This is a genomic window from Paenibacillus sp. CMAA1364, assembly GCF_054373195.1.
This window is the reverse complement of record NZ_JBITNB010000001.1, coordinates 44,822-67,266: the sequence shown is the minus strand read 5'-3', so window position 1 is coordinate 67,266 and position 22,445 is coordinate 44,822. Positions and strand designations below refer to the sequence as shown.

Genomic DNA, 22,445 nt, shown 5'->3' with positions numbered 1-22,445 from the left:
ATTAGCTATGGCTAGAATTCATGTGTTGGACGAACATATTGCCAATCAGATAGCTGCAGGAGAAGTAGTCGAACGACCAGCTTCTGTTGTGAAGGAATTAGTTGAGAATTCGATAGATGCTGGTAGCAGTAAGATAGAAGTGATTATCGAAGAAGGTGGACTACAGAGCATACGTGTCATAGATAACGGATCGGGCATTGAACCAGATGACTGTGAAGCAGCCTTTTATCGCCATGCAACAAGTAAAATTGAACATGGCCGCGACCTTTTCAACATTACAAGTCTAGGATTCAGAGGAGAAGCTTTGGCAAGTATCGCTTCTGTATCGAAATTGACACTTACTACATCCAGTAATGATGATGGATTGGGTAGAAGGGTAGTGATTGAGGGTGGCAAGTTGATTAGTAACGAAGATATTGCCGCCTCACGGGGTACTACATTCGTCGTAAAGGAATTATTCTATAATACACCCGCAAGACTTAAATATATGAAGACTATTCAGACAGAATTAGGTCATGTATCGGACTACATGTATCGCATTGCGCTATCACATCCTGAGATAAGTATCGTTGTGAGACATAATGAGAATACATTATTACAGACCGTTGGAAATGGTGATCTTCTACAAGTGATTGCTGCAATATATGGTACTCAGGCTGCAAAGGCAATGCTTCCTGTGGAACTAGAGGATCAAGATTTCTCTATACAAGGGTATGTTAGTCGACCTGAATGGACTAGATCGAATCGAAATGGGATATCAACGATAGTAAATGGTCGTTATATTCGCAGTTATGGTCTGAATCAAGCCATGATGAGAGCCTATCATACGTTATTACCTATTAATCGATATCCATTAGCTATACTGTCACTAACGATGCACCCATCCATTGTGGATGTGAATGTACACCCTGCGAAGCTGGAAGTACGATTCAGTAAAGAGAATGAATTATATCCATTTGTGGAACAAGCTATTTACGCTGTATTACGTCAACAAGTACTTATTCCTCAGCCTGTGAAACATCCGATCGGGATTGGAACCTCATCATTCATTCAGGAACAGTTTCAATTTAAGAAAGATCAGAATGCCGTGGGTTCAGGAGGAACTTCTTTTAGAGTGAATGAAAATAACGCTCCTAAAGACCATCGAGACGTACAACGTGCCACGCAGAGGCCCGTTCGTCTGGATGCAAGTTCACCCATAAGAGAAAGATTGGATAATCATTATGCTACGAACAAGCAATCTTTTAATCAAGACATATATGCTGAACCTATTCAGGGCTCTGTAGCACTTCCTACATTTCCTGAATTAACTCTTATTGGTCAACATCATGGGACATATTTAATCGCTCAGAATGAAGAAGGATTATATCTAATTGACCAACATGCTGCACATGAACGAATTAATTATGAATTTTACTATGAACAATTTGGCCAACCTAGTGATGTATCACAAGAACTGTTATTGCCGATAACGTTAGAATTCACACCAATGGAATCGGAGCAGTTGAAGCATAAACTGAATTGGTTCGAACAAGTAGGCGTATACTTAGAACATTTCGGGGGACAGACCTTTCGGGTTATATCTTATCCGTATTGGTTCCCCAAAGGGGAAGAACAAGAAATCATTGAAGAAATGGCACAGTGGGTTCTGACTGAACGAATGATTGATCTTGCCAAATTAAGAGAGAAGTCATCCATTCTATGTTCGTGTAAAGCTTCTATCAAAGCTAATCAAAGATTAACGGAAGTAGAGTCTGACACACTATTAGAACGTTTGGCATCTTGTAAACAACCATATACATGTCCGCATGGACGTCCCATTGTTATCTCGTTCTCCACTTATGATCTAGAGAAGTTATTTAAGCGTGTCATGTGATAAATGTTTCGCGCGTAGTGAATCTGTTTACAGCAATAAAGGAGGATATCATGATTATTACAACAGGAAAGTCGGAGGCACTAGTGTGTGTGAATCGTGCCAAGACGATAGCGGAGCAATCTGGGTTCACCTATGTTCCGCGAACGTTTACCTCCTTAAATAAACTTATGGATAGATCGGGTGAATCGGTAGCCCTAATTGTACTAGAAGAGGGTGTAAGATTAGTTAGACAAGACGGATCATCTATAGCATATCATCCTAGTATGGGTTATGTTCGAGCAAAACGGGTATTAAAGGGAGAACCCGATCCCATGATAGATGCTGCAAGAATGGAAGCGGGTGATTCCGTACTAGATTGCACAGCTGGATTAGGAAGTGATTCACTCGTATTTGCTGTAAAGGCTGGTGTTGATGGTCAGGTGACGGCATTAGAAAGCTCGATTGATATGGCTGTATTATTGAAAGAAGGATTAGGTCATTATGTGACGGATCAGAAGACAGTAACACAAGCCATGCGAAGAATAGAAGTGAAACATGCTCATCATTTGGATGTGTTACGTGATATGCCTGATCAGAGTGTAGATATTGTATATTTTGATCCCATGTTTCGAGAACCATTAATAGAATCAGCAGCTATTAATCCTCTTCGAGAGTTTGCAAATGGCGATCCCTTAAGTCTAGAGAGTATACAAGAGGCGACTCGTGTAGCTAGGAAAACGGTCATGCTTAAAGAGAAATGGGGAAGTCCTGAATTTGCTAGACTTGGCTTCCACATGTTAGAACGTAAACAATCAAAAATCACATATGGAGTGATGTTCCTTGACAACAAAGAATAAACCATTATTACTCGTGCTTTTAGGGCCAACTGCTGTTGGTAAAACAAAGATGAGTATTGAATTAGCTAAATCATTTGGCTGTGAAATTATTTCTGGTGATTCCATGCAAGTCTATCGTCAGATGGATATTGGGACTGCCAAAATCACCGAAGAAGAGATGGATGATGTGCCGCATCACTTAATCGATATCCACGATCCAGATGAATCTTATTCCGTGGCTGAATTTCAAGATCAGTGTCATCGTCTTATTGGAGAAATCCATGACCGAGGACGTATTCCTCTTATTGTTGGCGGTACTGGATTGTATATTGAATCGGTTTGTTATGGATTTCAATTTACAGAAGTAGGTGCTGACGAGGCATTTCGAAAGGAGCAGCTTACATATGCACAGAATTACGGTGCAGAAGCATTGCATGATTGTTTAAAGCTTATTGATCCTATTACTGCTCAAAGATTGCACATCAATGATCAACGAAGAATCATTCGTGCATTGGAAATATATCATTTAACGAATACAACGTTATCAGCTCAAATGGCTACTCAAGTGAAAGAATCGCCTTACGATTTGTGTATCATTGGTTTGACAATGGATAGACAATTACTATATAACCGTATTGAAGAGCGAATTGATAAAATGATTACACAAGGTTTGTTAGACGAAGTTCTTAGTTTAATGAACAAAGGCTTTGGCAAAGAGCTCATATCTATGCAAGGTTTGGGTTATAAAGAGATTATATCTTTTCTTAATGATGAATTAAGCTGGGAAGATACGATGACACTGTTGAAGCGAGACACGCGAAGATTTGCTAAGAGACAATTATCTTGGTTCCGACATATGAAAGATATTTCTTGGGTAGATGTAACGGATCAACAAAAATTTACCGAGAACTTCACTCAGATCCATGATATAATAGCAGGAAAGCTTCTTTCATCTACAGAAAATAAGGAATGAGCCAAACAAAAGAAAAATAAATGAAACATTGGGGGTACCGTTAATGAACAAATCCATCAACATCCAAGATACTTTTCTTAATCAACTACGTAAAGAGAGTATTTCTGTAACCATATTCTTGGTTAACGGGTTTCAAATCAGAGGAACGATCAAAGCATTTGATAATTTTACAGTTGTTGTGGATAGTGAAGGTCGTCAACAAATGCTGTTCAAGCATGCGATATCAACGATTACACCACAACGCAATGTTTCGTTGATGCAAGACCCTCCTCCAGTAGGATAGGTCGATTTGAAACTTTTCGGCTCTTTATTACGTTTAAGTGAATAGGAAATAAACATGAACAACCGATTATTGGTTGTTCTTTTCATTAGGTATGTATTGTAGAAGTTTATAGGGGGGAATTAATTTGGCTGAGAAAAGACCTACGAGGGCTAATACAAAAACAGATACAAAACAGCCCAAAGTAAAGAAAAGAAAAAAAGTAACAAAGAAGAAGGTATTCTGGTCCTTGTTCTTCACCATAGCCATTGCTGTGTTTTGTGCATTGCTGGGCTATATATATATCATGTTAAATGGTGAAAAATTATACATGGAGAATAAGGATAAGCTTGTCATGAACGAAAGCTCAAAATTGTATGACCGAAATGGTAAGCTCATGCATGAACTATCGATTCAACAAGGTGATCCAGTTGAAAGCGATCAAATACCTCAACTATTAAAGGATGCCTTTATTGCAACAGAAGATAAAAGGTTCCATGATCATAGTGGAGTGGATATCTGGTCTATCGGTCGCGCAGCAGTGAAGGACATTATGGCAAGATCAATGGTCGAGGGTGGAAGTACAATCACGCAACAACTTGCAAAGAATATTTTCCTTACGCGAGAGAAGACATTCTTTCGAAAGGCCACAGAATTATCTATTGCTATGACGTTAGAACGCAAGATGTCTAAAGATGAAATTATTACGATGTATTTAAATCGAATTAATTTCGGTGGTCAGCGATATGGTATAAAAGCTGCCTCTGAATATTATTTCGGTGTGAAGGATCTAAATCAATTAGAAGTTTGGCAAATGGCGACATTAGCAGCGATGCCGAAAGGACCTACTAAATATAATCCTGTACGGAATCCGGAAGTGTCGATGGAACGCCGTGCTATCGTACTGCAATTGATGGAAGAACAAAAGTATATTACGAGTGAAGAACGAAATGTTGCAAAGGCTGTAGTATACGACTACACGCCACTGGCTAAGAAACAACAATATTTTGCTTTCATTGATTATGTCATGAGTGAAGCTGAGGAGAAGACTGGATTAACAGCAGATGATCTTAACCTCGGTGGATACAAGATATATACAACGATGGATTTAAATGCACAGAAAGTCATTGAAAAAGAGTTCGCTGATGATAGCAACTTTGAGAAAAGTCCTGATGATACGATGGTTCAAGCATCTATGATGATTACGAATAATCAGACAGGATCAATTGTCGCTCTAATGGGTGGTCGAGATTATGAGAGTAAAGGATTCAATCGGGTTACGAGCAGTCGGAGACAACCGGGTTCAGCGATTAAACCTATTGTTTCTTTTGCCCCCGCGTTAGAATCAGGGCAATTCACAAGCGCCTCACAACTGAGCAATCAGAAACAATGTTTCGGTAAGTATTGTCCAGGTAATTTGCATGGCTATTCAGATACGATTAGTATGCCAGATGCGATTCAGAAGTCTGAGAACATACCTGCAGTGTGGTTGTTGAATGAAATTGGTGTGAATACAGGATTTAAATTTGCTGAGAAACTAGGAATTAAATTGCAACCAGAAGATAAGAACTTGTCATTAGCCCTTGGTGGTCTTAATTCAGGTACGAATACATTTGAAATGACACAAGCTTTTAGTGCATTCTCAAATGGTGGTACATTAAATGAAGCTTATTCTATCAAGATGATTAAGGATAGTAATGATAAAGTGAAATATGAACATAAGATTAAAGGTACGAAAGTGATGAGTGAAGATACGGCTTATCAAATGACTGAAATGTTGAAGAACGTTGTAAATAGTGGAACAGGGAAAAAAGCTGCGATTAGCAGACCTGTTGCAGGTAAGACAGGTACAACACAAAGTGGAATTAAAGGCAATAGTGCGAACCGTGACGTCTGGTTTGTAGGCTATACACCTGAACTTACTGCTGCCGTGTGGATGGGTTATGATAAACCGGATGCCAAACATTTGCTGAAGAAAAGTAGTTCACTTGCGGCTGCGTTCTGGGGTAAGGTTATGGAGCAGGCTGTGAAAGATTTCGAACCGTTAGCATTCCAGGTGCCTGAATCTGCACAACAGCCTATTGAACCTGAGCCTGCTGCTGTTCCAGTGGTTAACGGATTAAACGGTTCTTATGATCCGAACACTCAAATTGTATATTTGCAATGGAACGCGGTGGAAGACAGTAATATCCAGTATCGTCTATATCGCAAAGAAGCATCGGAGAACCAATTTAAAGTTATTGTGGATGCTGCATCTTCCAGTGGTGTAGATGATTTCGATATCATCGAAGGTCAGACGTATGAATATTATGTTACCGCCTATCTCGTCGATGGAGATTTAGAATCTGATAAGTCAAATGTCATTCAAGTCGTAGCTGCCCCTGAAGAGCCAATTGAAGTTATCCCTGAACCAGATCTAGAGGAACAACCAGATAACGGCAATGATCAGGGCAATGGTAATGATAACGGCAATGGTACTGGAAATGAGAATGGTACTGGTAATGGAAGTGGAAGTGGCACGGAAAACCCGGATCAAGTCATCCCTCCGGTGGATAATGGGGAAGTAGCTCCTCCAGACACCGAGAATACACCAGTAGAACCGCCTAAAGAAGAGAATACTATAACACCTGAAGATCCAGGTGCTGGTAAGGGCAAAGATAAAGGTAAAGGTAAAGACGCAGAAACAGAAAATATACAAGCACCAGAAACGACTACACCATAGAGAATAAATACACTGTAGTGATAAGGAAATCCTGTTGGTCTTTAGACCTTCAGGATTTTCTATTTTATTTAAGCGGCGTAATATAAATGTATTATTAACACTGAACATAAGATAGATTAAAGGAGAAATCCAACATGATGATCATTTTGAGTGTGATTCGAAATGTGTTAAGCTGTATCTAACATAGTTGGAGAGGGATATTTCCATGAAACGTAAATTTGGAGATCGTGCGAACTGGCGTAGAATTTCGCGCCGCCGCTTCACCTGCCGTTATGTGGAATCAGAGAGGTTTACAGGCTATATTACGTTATATACAATTTATAACCTTAAAGAACCGCTGTGGAAAGCGTATGGCAATCATTCATATCGGATTGCAGATAAGGGTTATTCTTGGTTACAATATTATCCCAAGGGTTGCCATTATATCGTAACTGCTATGTTTGATGAGCGGTGTGAGATTATTCAATGGTATATTGATACTTGTAAAACACAAGGAGTGACAGATCAAGGGGTACCATGGTTTGATGATTTATATTTGGATGTTGTCGTCATACCAAATGGTGAAGTGTTTCTTCTTGATCAAGACGAGTTGGATGATGCATTGCAACGAAAAGATATTACACAGCAAGATTATCACTTAGCAATGTCAACGGCGCAACGGCTGTTGGATGAAATCGACAATCAACAATTCCCATTCTTTGAGATGTCCTTAGAAGATCATAAGCAATTGTTCGAGAACGGCGATTTCAGGAGGCATTCATGATAAGAAATCACAGTAGAATTAAAATGGTACTTAAGAGGACTATTGTCGCAATTGTGATGATTTTCCTCTTCGTTCTTATGTGGCTAGGGTATGTACTCTGGAAGATAAATACGGTTGAATCAACCAGCGACAGTCAACCTGTTGATGTAGGGATTATTCTTGGCTCTTCTATGTGGGGAGATACACCGAGCCCAAGTCTTAAAGAACGTTTAGATCATGGACTGAAGGAATATAAAAAAGGTAAATTTAAGACATTCATCGTATCTGGCGGATTAGACAAACCCGAATTTAATTTCACAGAAGCCGAAGGTATGCGTCAATATTTATTGGAACATGGTGTGTTAGACCCATTTATTGTGATGGAGAACGAGGCAACAAGTACGTTAGAGAATTTAAAATTCAGCCAATACATTATGGAACAGCGTGGATGGACTACCGCACTGATTATTACACATACATATCATGGCATGCGTTCATTAGATATAGCTGAATATTTGGATTTTCAATCACCTATCTTGTCTACGACAGATTCGAATGTGTTATCTATGCCTTATCATAAGAGCCGGGAGATTCTAGCTTATTCCAAATGGAAATTAGACGAATTTTTACTTAGGCTTGGCTTGAAATCAGTCGAATCTGTTAATAACCATTCGTGAACTAGAATACATTGAAGAGAGGTATCATCCCAGTAGATAATGAGGTGATGGATGCATGAGTGGACGTGTCGTTGCATCGAACGACAAGGCTGGAGGCAGACCATCTAGACAAATCAATGTTGTCCTAAGTAGTCATGAACAACCTGTATTAACGAAAGTTGTGTCTGAACGTGAGAAATCCAAAGTATCCAAGGGAACTCTAGAGCAAGATTTATATCAAGATATTCTTCGGGATATGGAGCAACTTGTTGGATTAGAGAACATCAAAGACCTGATTTTCGAAATTTATGCTTTGCTACAAGTCAGTCTAATGCGTGTTGATGCAGGGTTAGCTGGAGGCTCTCAAGTCTACCATATGATATTTAGAGGTAACCCAGGTACAGGAAAGACGACGGTTGCTAGAATTATAGCTAAGTTATTCCAGAGGATGGGCGTTCTAACGAAAGGGCATTTGATTGAAGTGGAACGAGCTGATTTAGTTGGTGAATATATTGGTCATACGGCTCAGAAAACGAGAGATTTAGTAAAAAAGTCTTTAGGTGGCATACTATTTATTGATGAAGCTTATAGTTTAGCCCGAGGTGGCGAGAAAGATTTCGGTAAAGAAGCCATTGACACATTAGTCAAGTCTATGGAAGATCATAAGAATCAATTTATACTCATATTGGCAGGGTATTGTGATGAAATGGACTTTTTCCTTCAGACCAATCCTGGTCTTCCATCGCGGTTCCCTATACAGGTTGATTTCTCCGACTATACTGTCGATCAACTCATTCAGATTGCAGAGTTAATGGCAAAGGATAGAGACTATATTCTAATGCCACAAGCCGTTATTAAATTGAGGAATCGTATTTTGCAAGAGAAGACCGAGGGATTACATGCATTTAGCAATGCAAGATATGTTCGTAATATGATTGAAAAGTCAATGCGAAATCATGCTGTTAGATTGTTGAATCAATTCGAGAATAATAATCCTGGGAAGCAGGAGCTCATGACTTTACGCACGGAAGATTTTAAGTTCAATATATGATCTAGCAGATAAAGGGGCAATTATATTCATGGCAAACACCATCACTTTTGATACGGACACAGAAACACATGCACGAGCAGTTCTAGTAAGTCTGGTAACGGATGAGGTGAAAAGAAAAGGAATCGATCCACAATATTCACTTCAGGAGTTAATTCAGTTAGCCGAAACAGCGGGTGTAGAAGTTGTTGATTCCTTAAGTCAGAATCTCGCTAAGAAAGATCCAAGGTTCTTCATTGGGAAAGGAAAAGTGGAAGAACTTCGTCTAATTATGGAGTCTCTTGGGGCAAACACTGCTATTTTTGACCATGAATTATCGGGTGCCCAAGTGAGACACTTAGAGGAGATGTTAGATGCCAAGATTATTGATAGAACGCAGTTAATTCTTGATATATTTGCTCAAAGGGCGAATACTCGCGAAGGCATCATTCAAGTTGAGCTTGCACAGCTAACGTATCTGCTACCGAGACTGTCGGGGCAAGGACAGAATCTATCCCGTCTAGGTGGGGGTATCGGTACTAGAGGCCCAGGTGAGAGCAAGCTGGAGACGGATAGACGGCATATTCGAGGTCGTGTTGATGATCTGAAGCACCAATTGGCGGAAATTAGCCGTCACCGTCAGCTATATCGAGAGCGTAGGAAGAAAAGCGATGCCGTTCAAGTTGCGCTTGTCGGTTACACAAATGCAGGTAAATCAACTTTGTTAAATCAATTAACAGATGCTGATGTATATATTCAAGATCAATTGTTCGCAACACTGGATCCTACGTCACGTGCGTTAGAGTTGCCTTCGGGTAAGGAAGTTATCCTAACGGATACAGTTGGATTTATTCAGAATCTACCACATGATCTGATCGCAGCATTTCGTTCTACACTGGAAGAGGTTAATGAGGCTACGTTAATCCTTCATGTCGTGGACGCATCGTCAGATATGAGAGAAGATCAGATGGCTGTGGTTCAATCTATATTGGAAGAATTAGGCGCATCTAACAAACCGCAAATCGTGCTTTATAATAAAAAAGATATGTGTACACCAGCGCAACTACAGATGCTTCATTCAGGGCCAGGTTATTTGAAGATCAGTGCTTTTGATGACACTGATTTATTAGCTATACGTGAGGCGATCCAGAATTCACTAAATGGAGAGACAATAACATTCCGAATTCCTGCGAACCGAGGAGATCTAGTCTCATTACTCTATCGGGTTGGTGACGTAATTGACCAAGACTTCGATGGTAGTGATTCGCTTTATACGGTCCTGCTTCACAAGGCAGATTATGAGAAGGAAGGCTATTTTCTTCAAGAATATATAGAGTCTTTAGATAAATAGATATGAAGAAACTGAAGACATCAAGGGAGAACTGAGTAAGTGATGGGAAGATTTACAGAAGAATTAATACATGACATGAATGTAGTGGAAGATCAGATACAAGATCAGATACAGATCGTGGATCGTATCGTTGATCTGAATCAATGGAAAATAATTGATGCCTTCCAAAAACACAAAGTAAGTGATTTTCATTTCGCTGGTTCAACAGGTTATGCATATAATGATCGAGGTCGAGAGGTTCTAGATTTGGTATATGCTGATGTATTTGGGGCTGAGGCTGCATTAGTTCGGCCTCATTTCGCATCAGGCACACATACGATATCTACGGCCCTATTTGGTGTTCTAAGACCAGGTGATGAATTATTCTACATAACAGGTCGTCCTTATGACACACTTCATAAGGTTATAGGTGAAGCTGGAGACGGTCTAGGATCGTTATTAGATTTCGGTATTACATATCGAGAAGCAGCGCTTCAAGAGGATGATAGCATCGATTGGGATGCTGTGGAGAAAGGGATCACGGCATCTACCAAAGTAATTGGGATTCAACGATCAAGAGGGTATGATTGGCGCGCTTCTTTCACAATAGAACAGATCAGTGAAATGATTATACGAGTTAAAGCGATCAAGCCAGATGTTATCGTATTTGTTGATAATTGCTATGGAGAGTTTACCGAGGAATATGAACCCACTGATGTTGGAGCGGATCTTATTGCAGGTTCACTAATTAAGAACCCTGGTGGTGGCATTGCAGAGACAGGTGGGTATATATGTGGGAAGGGTAAATATGTTGAACAAGCTTCTTACCGTTTAACTGCCCCTGGGATTGGTAGTGAAGTTGGCGCTATGATGGGAACAACGAGATCGATATATCAAGGATTATTCCTTGCACCGACCATTGTAGGACAGGCTATCAAAGGAAGTATCTTCGCTGCTGCGATGTTTGAGAAGTTCGGATTTGAGACGAAGCCTGCTTGGCATGAGAAGCGAACAGACCTCATTCAAGCTATTTCTTTTAGCGGATCTGAGCATTTAATTGCATTTGTTCAAGGTATTCAACGTGCTGCAGCAGTGGATAGTCATGTTGTACCTGAACCATCGGAGATGCCTGGGTATGAGCATCCTGTCATTATGGCTGCAGGAACGTTTATTCAGGGTGGAAGTTTAGAGTTATCAGCTGACGCACCGATAAGAGAACCTTATATAGCATACATGCAAGGTGGGTTAACGTATTCACATGTGAAATATGGTGTTCTCAAGGCACTTCAGAACATGGTGGATCGCAATCTGTTGTGAGGTTATCTGACATGGCGTTGACATGACACACATTGGCATGTAAAATAAATGTATTAGTTCATTGGAAGGCTGATGAGATATGGGCGATGATATTCGTAGAAATATGGCTTTATTTCCAATAGGTATCGTAATGAAATTGACTGATTTATCTGCTCGTCAAATTAGGTACTATGAGCAACATATGTTAATTGTTCCAGCACGTACAGCTGGTAATCAACGATTGTTCTCATTTAATGATGTAGAAAGATTATTGAAGATTAAAGCGCTAATTGAAAAAGGCGTGAACATAGCTGGAATTAAGCAAGTTATGAGTCCTATGAAGAGAGAATCTGATGAGGCAACAGTGATCACGGTTGAGACAGAATTAACAAGAAAAGGATTAACCGATTCCCAACTACATCGTGCTCTTAAACAAGAATTACTTGCTAATAGGAGACCGGGGCGTGACTCCTTGATTCAAGGCGAATTGTCTCGGTTTTTTAATAAATAAGATGTGAAATTCAATCAACGAAGGGTGAGGATACTGTGGGTTATACAAAAGAATCAATTCTTAAAATGGCTAAAGAAGAAAATGTGAGATTTATTCGTTTACAATTTACGGATCTATTAGGATCTATCAAGAATGTTGAGATTCCTGTGAGTCAGTTACAGAAAGCTCTAGATAACTTAATGATGTTTGATGGATCATCCATTGAAGGATATGCTCGAATTGAAGAATCAGACATGTACTTATATCCTGATCTTGACACATGGGTAATATTTCCTTGGGTAGCAGAAGAACGAGTTGCTCGTTTAATTTGTGATATTTATATGCCAGATGGTACACCATTTGCTGGAGATCCACGCGGCATTTTGAAGCGTTGCTTGAAGGAAGCTGAAGATATGGGTTATTCATCCATGAAAGTAGGACCAGAGCCTGAATTCTTCTTGTTCAAGACAGATTCACAAGGTAATCCTACGATGGAGTTGAATGACAAGGCGGGGTACTTCGATCTAGCTCCTTTGGATCTTGGTGAGAATTGCCGTCGTGAAATTGTTCTGACACTTGAAGAGATGGGTTTTGAAGTTGAAGCTTCACACCATGAAGTTGCACCGGGTCAACACGAGATTGATTTCAAATATGAAGATGCCATTAAAGCTGCAGACCAGATTCAGACGTTTAAGTTGGTTGTTAAGACCATCGCACGCGAACACGGACTTCATGCAACATTTATGCCTAAGCCTTTGTATGGCGTAAGTGGTTCAGGTATGCATTGTCATCAATCGCTATTTAAAGGTAAAGAGAATGCGTTCTATGATGAGAAAGATGAGTTCGGATTAACGGATACCGCTCGTTACTATATGGCAGGTATTCTGAAGCATGCCCGAGCATTTGCAGCAATTACGAATCCAACAGTTAACTCATACAAACGTTTAGTTCCTGGATACGAAGCGCCTTGTTATGTGGCATGGTCAGGTAGTAATCGTAGTCCAATGATTCGAATTCCTGCTTCTCGTGGGTTAAGTACACGGGTGGAAGTGCGTAATCCGGATCCAGCAGCCAATCCATATCTAGCGCTTGCTGTGATGTTGAAGGCGGGATTAGACGGGATTAAGAATGAACTTAAATTGCCGGATCCGGTAGATCGCAATATATATATTATGTCAGAAGAAGAGCGCGTTGAAGCTGGCATCCCAAGTTTACCTGCAGACTTGAAGGAAGCTCTTAATGAGATGATGCGCAGTGAAGTAATCACTTCAGCTCTAGGTGATCATGCACTTGCTTACTTCCATGAATTAAAGGAAATTGAGTGGGATATGTTTAGAACACGAGTTCATCAATGGGAACTTGATCAATATATGACGTTGTACTAGAATTTAAAAAGGGTGTTCCAAGTTATGAAAATAACTTGGAACACCCTTTTTAAATACATATAGATTATTCTTTAATGATCAATCCCATTAAATTAGCAAACACATAAGCTTGTTCTCTGGTAATTGAACAATTCATCGCATCTGCAAGGCTCATGGTAATGGTTGAGAAATCACATGTACTGAAATCGATACCCTTATGCTTGGAGCCTGTAAATTGTGATTGATCGATATTCGATCTCAGGAAATCCACATATTCTAACGTAGAGTAACAATAGTCTGATTGAGTTAATGAGCAATCTTCCATTATTACTGATTTCATATTCGCAAAACGGAAGTTAGCGAAATCTCCAATACAGTTCTTAAATGAAATGTTGCGGAGAGTTGACTCAGATAGATTTAATCCTATAGTTTTGCAATCGAGAAATTGTGTTCTGTGTATGTTCGCATGACTGAAATCCGTATTAGACAGGTCACACTTCTCAAATATAACATCGGTTAGTTCAAGATTCGTGATGGTCATATCAGAGAAATCGACATTTGTAAAGATGACTTCATCAAACGTCACATGATCCAAAGAAATACCATTCATAGAGCAATCCTGGAACCATTGCCGTTCGATGCAGTCCTCTGATTGAAATGTCGTTATATTAACAGATTCTATCCTGTCTTTTGAGACCTTAGGATGATCTATTTTTGAAACAGTCTTCTTAGATTTCATATTATGTAACCTCCAATGACATAGAAGGGGATACAGCGCAAGTATTGCACTGTATCCCTTCTATTGATGTGTTCTTATTTGAATTGAATTCATGAATTTAATGAATGTCTCTAAATAGACCGACGACTTTACCTAGTATTGTAACATGCCCCAATCGTAAAGGTTCATATGTAGCATTCTCAGGTTGCAGTCTTATGTGATCCTTCTCTTTATAAAAAGTCTTAACGGTCGCTTCATCCTCATCTGTCATTGCAACAACAATATCCCCATTGTCTGCAGTCTGTTGCTGACGTACTATGACCATATCTCCATCATGAATACCTACTTCAATCATACTATCTCCTGTAACGTTAAGCATGAACACTTTCTCATCACCTACATAATGTTGCGGTAAAGGGAAGTAATCTTCAATATTCTCTGTTGCAGTAATCGGTACACCAGCGGTAACTTTACCTACGATAGGAACACGAGACACAGTATGTGAGAATTGATATTGATCGTCAGACTCGACTTGGCCTAAAATCTCGATTGCTCGAGGTTTCGTAGGATCTCTACGAATGAGGCCTTTTTTTTCAAGACGGTCTAAATGTCCATGAACTGTTGAACTTGAAGCTAATCCAACCGCTTCTCCAATCTCGCGTACAGAGGGTGGATATCCTTTGGTGCGTACTTCGTTACGTATGAATTCTATTATTGCTTGTTGTCGACTCGATACCTTAGACATATTGAACCACCTCGTTATAGTTACTTATTGGAATTATAACATAGAACTACCGTTCGTACAAACAGGGGTTCTAAAAATAAAAGAACGTTTGTTCTAAAATGTATTGAACAAAACACTTGTTCGTGTTATAGTTATTTCGGAAACAAGAACAAACGTTTGGGAGATGAGATAATATGCTAAGATATAGTACATATAAGAGTATTCATACAACCATAAATACAAGAGAATCATATACATACATGATGGGCATTCGTATGAAAGAATTTGTAGTGCGACCTATAGCTAAGAAATCTTTATGGGTTTTGTTACTCATTATTGTAGGTTGTTCTGTTAGCATACAATCGTTCGCGAATTCTGCTCCAGAACCTCACATTACGAAGAATCGTATCATACAGTCTGGAGATACATTGTGGGGAATCGCTGTCCAAGAGAAACCAGCAGATATGGATACTCGTATTTTCATTAAGGAAATGAAGAAATTAAATGGATTGACAGATGGTCAGATATTGGCTGGAGAAGTATTGAAGTTACCGACCTATTAAATAACAATATCAATATAGAGCTTGGTGAGGTGAATTCCTTGACAAGCTCTTTTTAACGTGGCAGAGTTAGTACTGAAATTGAAGATTCAGAGGGTTTCAACAAAGTAATGCATTAATTAAAACATTAGAGGAGGCCCAACGATGTCACGTTCATGGGAGAGAAAGGTTCAGAAGAATCGCACAGAACTTAATAAGCAACGTAAGAAGCAAGGCCAACCAAGTATTAGCAATCAAGGTGTTATCTCGAATAGTAATACATATAAAGGCCGTAAATATGTATTCCCATTCATACTTATTATGCTTGGGACATTATATGGTATGCTCGGATGGGCGACAAGCTCACTACCAGATACAGGGAATACGACTAGCCCTGTCATGACTTGGGTTGTAACAATATCATATATCGTTTTGGCTGTTATCTTATTTATGAGACGTCCTTACTTACAAGTAAACAAAGATAATCTGCAAACAACCAAATTGAGTAAAGTACGTGTATTATCAGCATCTAACATTGCTAGAATCAAAATAAGTAAAGGCTCGGCTGTTATTGAGACCAAAGATAAAGGATCAAATTGGGTCTTCACCCGTCTAATTAACCGTTACAATATCCATAGCATGGGTGAAGGGCTAGAAAAGTTTGCAACAGAAAACAATATTCCTTTTGAAAAGTAATAACGTTGGGGGAGAATATGAGATATGTCGATTAAAGCAGTTATATTCGATTTAGATGATACGTTACTATGGGATGAACGAAGCGTGCTTGAATCATTTGAAGCAACTTGCCAAAGAGCTAATCAGGCAACAGGTGTTGATCCTGTTCAATTGGAAGAAGCGGTTAGAATTGAAGCAAGAGCATTGTATGAATCTTATGAGACCTATTCATTTACTACGAAGATTGGTATCAATCCATTTGAGGGACTATGGGCTAATTTCACGGCAGGTGATCAATCCGAATTCCGTCAATTGGAACAGATAGCTAAGATATATCGTAAAGATGCTTGGCGAAATGGTCTTTTAAGATTAGGGATAGATGATGTTGACCTAGCTAATGAACTTTCTGAACAATTTGCTTCGGAGAGACGCGCACGTCCCCATGTGTATGAAGAAACATTCCAAGTGCTTGATGAATTGCGTGGGCAAGTGAAGTTACTTCTCCTAACGAATGGCTGTCCGGCTTTACAACAAGAGAAGTTAGATGGTGTACCGACGTTAGCATCTTACTTCGATGGTATCGTAATTTCGGGGAAATTCGGAATTGGTAAACCTGATGTATCCATATTTAATCATGCATTATCCATATTAGATGTTGGTCATGATGAAGCGTTGATGGTTGGAGATAAGTTAACAACAGATATCCGTGGTGGACTTGCGGCAGGAATTCAGACCGTATGGATCAATAGAACAGATAGAGCTAAGGATCCAGCGATTACACCTAATTACGAGATAGAACATTTATCGGAGTTGCATAAGATTATAGACGAATTTTCATGAAGCTATCTTTTTTATAAAAAAGAACAATTGATGAACTTCATCGACATGTTCAGCCAATTCACTGCTATATGTGCAGACGACTTGGCTTTTTTATGCTAGTATGATAAATGTCATAGCAATTTACATTGCTTGTAGATAGATTCATTAATATTTCTTTGAAAGGTAGGGAAATTATGAGGATCAGAGAACGTATTGGATTTGCATTGGTAATCATTTCTTTATTGATGTTAGTTGGATGTAATAGTGAGAAGAATAGTCACAGTAACATGGATATGGGTAGTAATGATTCGCTAACACCAGTTCTTGTTGACTTGAGTGTTCAACCAGAGCAGATAAAAGTAAAAGATAAAATTATGATTGAAGTATTGGTGACGCAAAATAATGAACATGTAAACAATGCCGATAAAGTTGTCATTGAATTTGTTCCTTCTAACAAAGAAGGTAAACATGTTGAACTAAATGCAGAACATGCTGGTGAAGGGAAATATGTCCTTGAGACTAGCCTGGACAAAGCAGATACATACACTGTGATATCACATGTCACGGTTGGCGCTATGCATAGTATGCCGAAGAAAGAAATCGTAGTAACGGAATAATGGATATAAGTCGATATTAAATAACCCTGTTCTCTGAATTTAGAGAATGGGGTTTTGCATAATTGTTGTTGACACTTTGAAATGAAATAATCATTGTTGATCACCAGTACACGTACAATAATACTGCTGTTATGTATTTATATTCGTAATTGAGGAATGAGTACATTAACTATCCATTTAAAGTTCCGTTGCAAATCTGTGCTAAATATGACGATTAAACTCGGCATTATCCTTTTATAATAGACTACATCTATGTTAAACTAATATTTAATGTTTAAGTGGGGGGGATTTAAGTTGACTATACAAAAATTAGAAGAATCATTGAAAGAACGAATAATGATTATGGACGGGGCTATGGGTACCATGATCCAGCAACTAGATCTTTCACCAGAAGACTTTGGGGGAGAGGCGTTAGACGGTTGTAACGAAATGTTGGTTCTGACAAGACCAGACGCTATTCAACAAATTCATGAATCCTATCTTGATGCAGGTGCAGATATGATCTCTACGAATACATTTGGCGCAACATCCGTTGTGTTAGCAGATTATGATATACCTGAGAAATCACGTGAAATCAACTTAAAGGCTGCTGAATTAGCACGTCTTGCTGTTGATAAATATAGTACGGAACAGAAGCCACGTTATGTTATAGGAGCAATGGGGCCTACAACAAAGACATTGTCTGTTACAGGCGGGGTAACATTTAAAGAACTTGTAGATACATATGAAGAGCAAGCGCTTGCCCTTATTGAGGGCGGGGTAGATTTGCTTCTATTAGAGACTAGCCAAGACACATTGAACGTTAAGGCGGGTAGCATTGGTATCCGCAACGCATTTGAGCAGAGTGGTGTGACACTGCCTATTATGATATCAGGAACAATTGAGCCGATGGGAACAACATTAGCAGGTCAGAATATTGAATCCTTTTATATATCATTAGAACACTTAAATCCTATTTCGGTTGGACTCAATTGTGCTACAGGACCTGAATTCATGAGAGATCATATACGATCACTAGCGGCTATATCAAGTGCGGCTGTGAGCTGTTATCCAAATGCTGGGCTTCCTGATGAGAATGGACATTATCACGAATCTCCAGAGTCATTATCCAAGAAAATGGCTGCGTTCGCTGAGCAGGGATGGCTTAATATTGCAGGAGGCTGTTGTGGTACAACGCCAGAACACATCCGTGCAATGGTAGAGGTGATGTCCGAATATGAGCCGCGACGTACATATGGTGAACATCCCCCAGCGATATCGGGTATAGATGCTGTATTTATTGAACCAGACAATCGTCCTATTATGATTGGAGAGCGCACTAATATTTCGGGCTCACGTAAATTCAAACGTCTTATTAAAGAAGGTAAATTTGATGAAGCATCGGAGATTGCTAGATCTCAAGTAAAGGGTGCGGCTCAGATTATTGACATCAATCTTCAAGATACAGATATCGATGAGGCCTATGCCGTTAATAACTTTTTGCCTTTAGTTGCAAAGAAGGTCAAAGTTCCTCTCATGATTGACTCGACTTATGATCATATCATCGAGTTAGGGCTTCAATATTCTCAAGGTAAAGCGATAATTAACTCCATTAACCTTGAAGATGGTGAATCGAAATTCGAGAAAATTGTTCCATTGATACATCAGTATGGAGCAGCTGTTGTCTGCATCCTTATTGATGAAACGGGTCAGGCTGTAACACGTGAAGCGAAATTAGAAGTGGCCACCCGTTCCTATGAGCTTCTTGTTCATAAGTATGGTATGAAGCCAGAAGATATTATATTTGATCCTAATATGTTCCCTGTAGGTTCAGGTGACCCTCAATATATCGGGTCTGCTGTAGAGACTATTGAAGGAATTCGATTGATTAAAGAAAAGTATCCAGAAGTGAAAACCATTCTAGGTCTTAGCAATATTTCATTCGGACTACCTGAATCGGGCCGTGAAGTGTTAAATTCAGTCTATTTGTATGAATGTACGAAGGCTGGTCTTGATTATGCAATTGTAAATACGGAAAAGCTAGAAAGATATGCTTCGATTTCATTAGAAGAACGCCGTCTAGCAGAAGCGCTTATATTTAATACTAATGACGAGACGCTTGCTGAATTTGTAGCAGCATTTCGTGAGAAGAAAGTGGTCAAGAAAGAACTAATATCCAATCTAACCCTTGAAGAGAGACTATCTTCCTATGTAGTTGAAGGTACGAAGGAAGGTCTGATTCCTGATTTAGACCTAGCATTGAAGAAATACTCGGCTCTTGAGGTCATCAATGGTCCGCTTATGGTAGGTATGGCTGAAGTAGGTAGACTATTTAATAATAATGAACTTATCGTAGCAGAGGTACTACAAAGTGCTGAAGTGATGAAGGCATCCGTTACCTATCTTGAAGATTTCATGGAGAAGGATGAGACTAGCATCAAAGGTAAAATCATGTTAGCTACCGTAAAAGGTGATGTACATGACATCGGAAAGAACTTGGTTGAGATTATACTATCTAATAACGGTTACCAGATCATTAACTTAGGGATTAAGGTTCCGCCAGAGAAAATTATTGAAGCTTATCGGGAAGAGAAGGCAGATATTATTGGTTTATCAGGGCTTCTCGTGAAATCTGCCCAGCAGATGGTCATTACCGCACAGGATTTGAAGAACACTGGGATTGATGTTCCAATCATGGTAGGTGGAGCTGCATTGACTCGTAAATTCACCAAAACTCGGATCAAACCAGAATATGATGGCATGGTTGTATATGCTAAAGATGCTATGGATGGACTTGACATCGCGAATAAACTCATGGATCCAGTACAACGTGAAGAGATGCGTGTGAAGATGCAAGAAGAACTGGAAGCTTTTGAAGCATCTAAATTAGAAGTGAAGGAATTACCTGTGTTAACTCGCGCAATGAAATCTAATATTGCTACAGATAACCCAGTTCTTATTCCGCCAGATACAGAGCGTCATGTGTTACGAAATTACCCTATATCCCATATCATGCCTTATGTGAATATGCAGATGCTTATGGGACATCATTTAGGGCTTCGTGGATCCGTGGAGCAACTATTGGCTGAAGGAAACGATAAAGCCCTGTCACTAAAAGAATCAGTAGATGATATTATGAATGAAGCAATAAAGAATGCTATTATTCAAGCACATGCAGTATATCGTTTCTTCCCAGCACAATCTAAAGGTAATGATATCTTAGTTTACGATCCTGAAGATCATACCAAGATATTGCATACATTCACTTTCCCACGTCAGAGAGTGGAACCGTACCTATGTCTATCTGATTTCTTGAAATCAGTTGAGAGTGGCATAATGGACTATGTTGGCTTTCTTGTAGTTACTGCTGGGCACGGTGTGTCGAAGTTATCGACAGAATGGAAGGACGAAGGGGACTATTTACGTTCACATGTGTTACAAGCTGTTGCGCTTGAGACGGCAGAAGGATTGGCTGAACGAATTCATCATATGATGCGCGATTCATGGGGATTCCCAGATCCTGCAGATATGACGATGAAGAAAAGACTTGGTGCTAGATATCAGGGTATCAGAGTGTCGTTTGGTTACCCTGCATGTCCGGATCTAGAAGATCAAATACCGTTATTTAAGTTAATGACACCTGAGGACATTGGGATTGAATTGACAGAAGGTTGTATGATGGAACCGGAAGCTTCGGTATCTGCGATGGTATTCAGCCATCCGCAAGCACAATACTTCAACGTGGAGAAGGCATAGCGTTAGAATAGAATCCACAACACACACTAGCATAAGATCCTTTGAATTCATAAGGATCTTATGCTGTGTTGTTGGAAGGGAAATGGGGGCAATATGGAATTATTATTTCTAGGTACGAATGCTGGTGTGCCGACACTTCAAAGGAACGTAACTTCTATTGCCCTTCGACTATTTGAAGAAAGAAGTTGTTTCTGGTTATTTGATTGTGGAGAATCAACCCAACATCAGATTCTTAAATCTTCTTTAAGGTTAAGTAAGCTTGAGAAGATATTTATTACACATTTACATGGTGATCATTTATTCGGATTGCCTGGGTTACTTGCAAGTCGAAGTAATCAAGGGGGAATTTCACCCCTAACTGTGTATGGCCCACATGGTATAAAGGAATATATAGATACAACCATGCGATTAAGTCAATCACGTATGGATTATGTTCTGGATGTGGTAGAGCATAGTGGTGGCGTTGTATTTGAAGATGAGACATTCGCTGTTCATGCTGACCTTCTAACACATCGAATCGATAGTTTTGGATATCGAGTGGTAGAGAAAGATCGCACGGGTACGCTGGATCTCTCATTGCTTCAGTCTTATGGTATTAGACCAGGTCCTATATACGGAAAGATCAAACGTGGTGAAAGTATTATACTGGATAGTGGAGAAATCATACGACCGCAGGATGTTCTGGGGCTTCCCAAGAAGGGTAGGGTCGTAACGATTCTGGGGGATACTAGACCATGTGCTTCTATTGCTACACTTGCTAACCATGCAGATGTATTGGTTCATGAATCTACTTATCTTCATGAGATGGTGGATACTGCTCATGAATATTACCATAGCACTACAATTCAAGCAGCCGAGGCGGCTCGGAATTCCGGAGCGAAGATGCTTATTCTCACGCATTTCAGCTCTCGATATAAAGATATGCAACAGCTAGGGTTGCTCTTAGATGAAGCAAAGTCTATTTTTCCAAACACGTTATTAGCTGAAGAATTCACCATTTTTCCAATTATACGTACAATATAAACATTGAGTGGTTACTGGGTAATGATATGATTATTTTCCGGGAAA

The 22,445-nt window shown here is 39.5% G+C and carries 20 protein-coding genes; 18 read left to right on the top strand and 2 right to left on the bottom strand.

What is annotated here, in order from left to right; genetic code table 11:
• The first annotated feature begins 7 nt into the window (after nt 1–7).
• From mutL to glnA, 12 genes are all read left to right on the top strand, one after another.
• Complete coding sequence (mutL, locus tag ACH8E3_RS00315; protein ID WP_458630591.1) at nt 8–1,876, top strand: DNA mismatch repair endonuclease MutL; 1,869 nt, start codon at nt 8–10, stop codon at nt 1,874–1,876.
• 50 nt (nt 1,877–1,926) lie between these two features.
• Nucleotides 1,927–2,712: a class I SAM-dependent methyltransferase gene (locus ACH8E3_RS00310; RefSeq protein WP_458630590.1), complete on the top strand. Its 786-nt coding sequence runs from the start codon at nt 1,927–1,929 to the stop codon at nt 2,710–2,712.
• Nucleotides 2,696–3,664, top strand: coding sequence for a tRNA (adenosine(37)-N6)-dimethylallyltransferase MiaA (gene miaA, locus ACH8E3_RS00305; protein WP_458630589.1), 969 nt, complete (start codon nt 2,696–2,698; stop codon nt 3,662–3,664). Before ACH8E3_RS00310 ends, miaA begins: the two co-directional genes overlap by 17 nt.
• Nucleotides 3,665–3,707: 43 nt before the next feature.
• Complete coding sequence (hfq, locus tag ACH8E3_RS00300) at nt 3,708–3,947, top strand: RNA chaperone Hfq (RefSeq protein ID WP_458630588.1); 240 nt, start codon at nt 3,708–3,710, stop codon at nt 3,945–3,947.
• A 124-nt stretch (nt 3,948–4,071) separates the two neighbouring features.
• Complete coding sequence (locus ACH8E3_RS00295; RefSeq protein WP_458630587.1) at nt 4,072–6,645, top strand: transglycosylase domain-containing protein; 2,574 nt, start codon at nt 4,072–4,074, stop codon at nt 6,643–6,645.
• A 205-nt stretch (nt 6,646–6,850) separates the two neighbouring features.
• Nucleotides 6,851–7,408 carry a DUF402 domain-containing protein gene (locus ACH8E3_RS00290; protein ID WP_458630586.1) on the top strand — a complete coding sequence of 186 codons (558 nt, stop codon included), beginning with the start codon at nt 6,851–6,853 and terminating at the stop codon, nt 7,406–7,408.
• Nucleotides 7,405–8,064: a YdcF family protein gene (locus ACH8E3_RS00285; RefSeq protein WP_458630585.1), complete on the top strand. Its 660-nt coding sequence runs from the start codon at nt 7,405–7,407 to the stop codon at nt 8,062–8,064. The genes ACH8E3_RS00290 and ACH8E3_RS00285 overlap by 4 nt, the downstream gene beginning before the upstream one ends.
• Nucleotides 8,065–8,119: 55 nt before the next feature.
• Entirely contained in the window at nt 8,120–9,094 is a 975-nt protein-coding gene (locus tag ACH8E3_RS00280; RefSeq protein ID WP_458630584.1) for an AAA family ATPase, read from the top strand.
• Between the two features lie 28 nt (nt 9,095–9,122).
• A complete protein-coding gene (hflX, locus tag ACH8E3_RS00275) occupies nt 9,123–10,421 on the top strand; it encodes a GTPase HflX (protein WP_458630583.1) in 1,299 nt (432 codons plus the stop codon).
• A gap of 75 nt (nt 10,422–10,496) precedes the next feature.
• Nucleotides 10,497–11,717, top strand: coding sequence for a methionine gamma-lyase family protein (locus ACH8E3_RS00270; RefSeq protein WP_458630884.1), 1,221 nt, complete (start codon nt 10,497–10,499; stop codon nt 11,715–11,717).
• Between the two features lie 79 nt (nt 11,718–11,796).
• Nucleotides 11,797–12,207 carry a MerR family transcriptional regulator gene (locus ACH8E3_RS00265; RefSeq protein WP_458630582.1) on the top strand — a complete coding sequence of 137 codons (411 nt, stop codon included), beginning with the start codon at nt 11,797–11,799 and terminating at the stop codon, nt 12,205–12,207.
• Between the two features lie 35 nt (nt 12,208–12,242).
• Nucleotides 12,243–13,571 (top strand): type I glutamate--ammonia ligase, encoded by a 1,329-nt coding sequence (gene glnA / locus ACH8E3_RS00260; protein ID WP_458630581.1) that lies wholly within the window; start codon nt 12,243–12,245, stop codon nt 13,569–13,571.
• Between the two features lie 64 nt (nt 13,572–13,635).
• Here the strand turns inward: glnA and ACH8E3_RS00255 are convergent, their stop codons facing one another.
• Nucleotides 13,636–14,289: a pentapeptide repeat-containing protein gene (locus tag ACH8E3_RS00255; protein WP_458630580.1), complete on the bottom strand. Its 654-nt coding sequence runs from the start codon at nt 14,287–14,289 to the stop codon at nt 13,636–13,638.
• Nucleotides 14,290–14,386: 97 nt separating this feature from the next.
• The gene (gene lexA, locus ACH8E3_RS00250) at nt 14,387–15,013 is read right to left on the bottom strand and encodes a transcriptional repressor LexA (RefSeq protein WP_458630579.1); all 627 of its coding nucleotides are present in this window, start codon (nt 15,011–15,013) and stop codon (nt 14,387–14,389) included.
• A 173-nt stretch (nt 15,014–15,186) separates the two neighbouring features.
• On the opposite strand from lexA, the gene ACH8E3_RS00245 reads away from it, so the two are divergent.
• The 6 genes from ACH8E3_RS00245 (at nt 15,187) to rnz (ending at nt 22,400) form a co-directional block, all read left to right on the top strand.
• On the top strand, nt 15,187–15,555 hold the full coding sequence (locus ACH8E3_RS00245) for a LysM peptidoglycan-binding domain-containing protein (protein ID WP_458630578.1): 369 nt from the start codon (nt 15,187–15,189) through the stop codon (nt 15,553–15,555).
• Nucleotides 15,556–15,696: 141 nt separating this feature from the next.
• Nucleotides 15,697–16,227, top strand: coding sequence for a hypothetical protein (locus ACH8E3_RS00240; protein WP_458630577.1), 531 nt, complete (start codon nt 15,697–15,699; stop codon nt 16,225–16,227).
• A gap of 24 nt (nt 16,228–16,251) precedes the next feature.
• Nucleotides 16,252–17,046 (top strand): HAD family hydrolase, encoded by a 795-nt coding sequence (locus ACH8E3_RS00235; protein WP_458630576.1) that lies wholly within the window; start codon nt 16,252–16,254, stop codon nt 17,044–17,046.
• A 173-nt stretch (nt 17,047–17,219) separates the two neighbouring features.
• A complete protein-coding gene (locus ACH8E3_RS00230; RefSeq protein WP_458630575.1) occupies nt 17,220–17,642 on the top strand; it encodes a FixH family protein in 423 nt (140 codons plus the stop codon).
• 336 nt (nt 17,643–17,978) lie between these two features.
• The gene (metH, locus tag ACH8E3_RS00225; RefSeq protein ID WP_458630883.1) at nt 17,979–21,377 is read left to right on the top strand and encodes a methionine synthase; all 3,399 of its coding nucleotides are present in this window, start codon (nt 17,979–17,981) and stop codon (nt 21,375–21,377) included.
• Nucleotides 21,378–21,470: 93 nt separating this feature from the next.
• The gene (gene rnz, locus ACH8E3_RS00220) at nt 21,471–22,400 is read left to right on the top strand and encodes a ribonuclease Z (RefSeq protein WP_458630574.1); all 930 of its coding nucleotides are present in this window, start codon (nt 21,471–21,473) and stop codon (nt 22,398–22,400) included.
• The last annotated feature ends 45 nt before the right edge of the window (nt 22,401–22,445 follow it).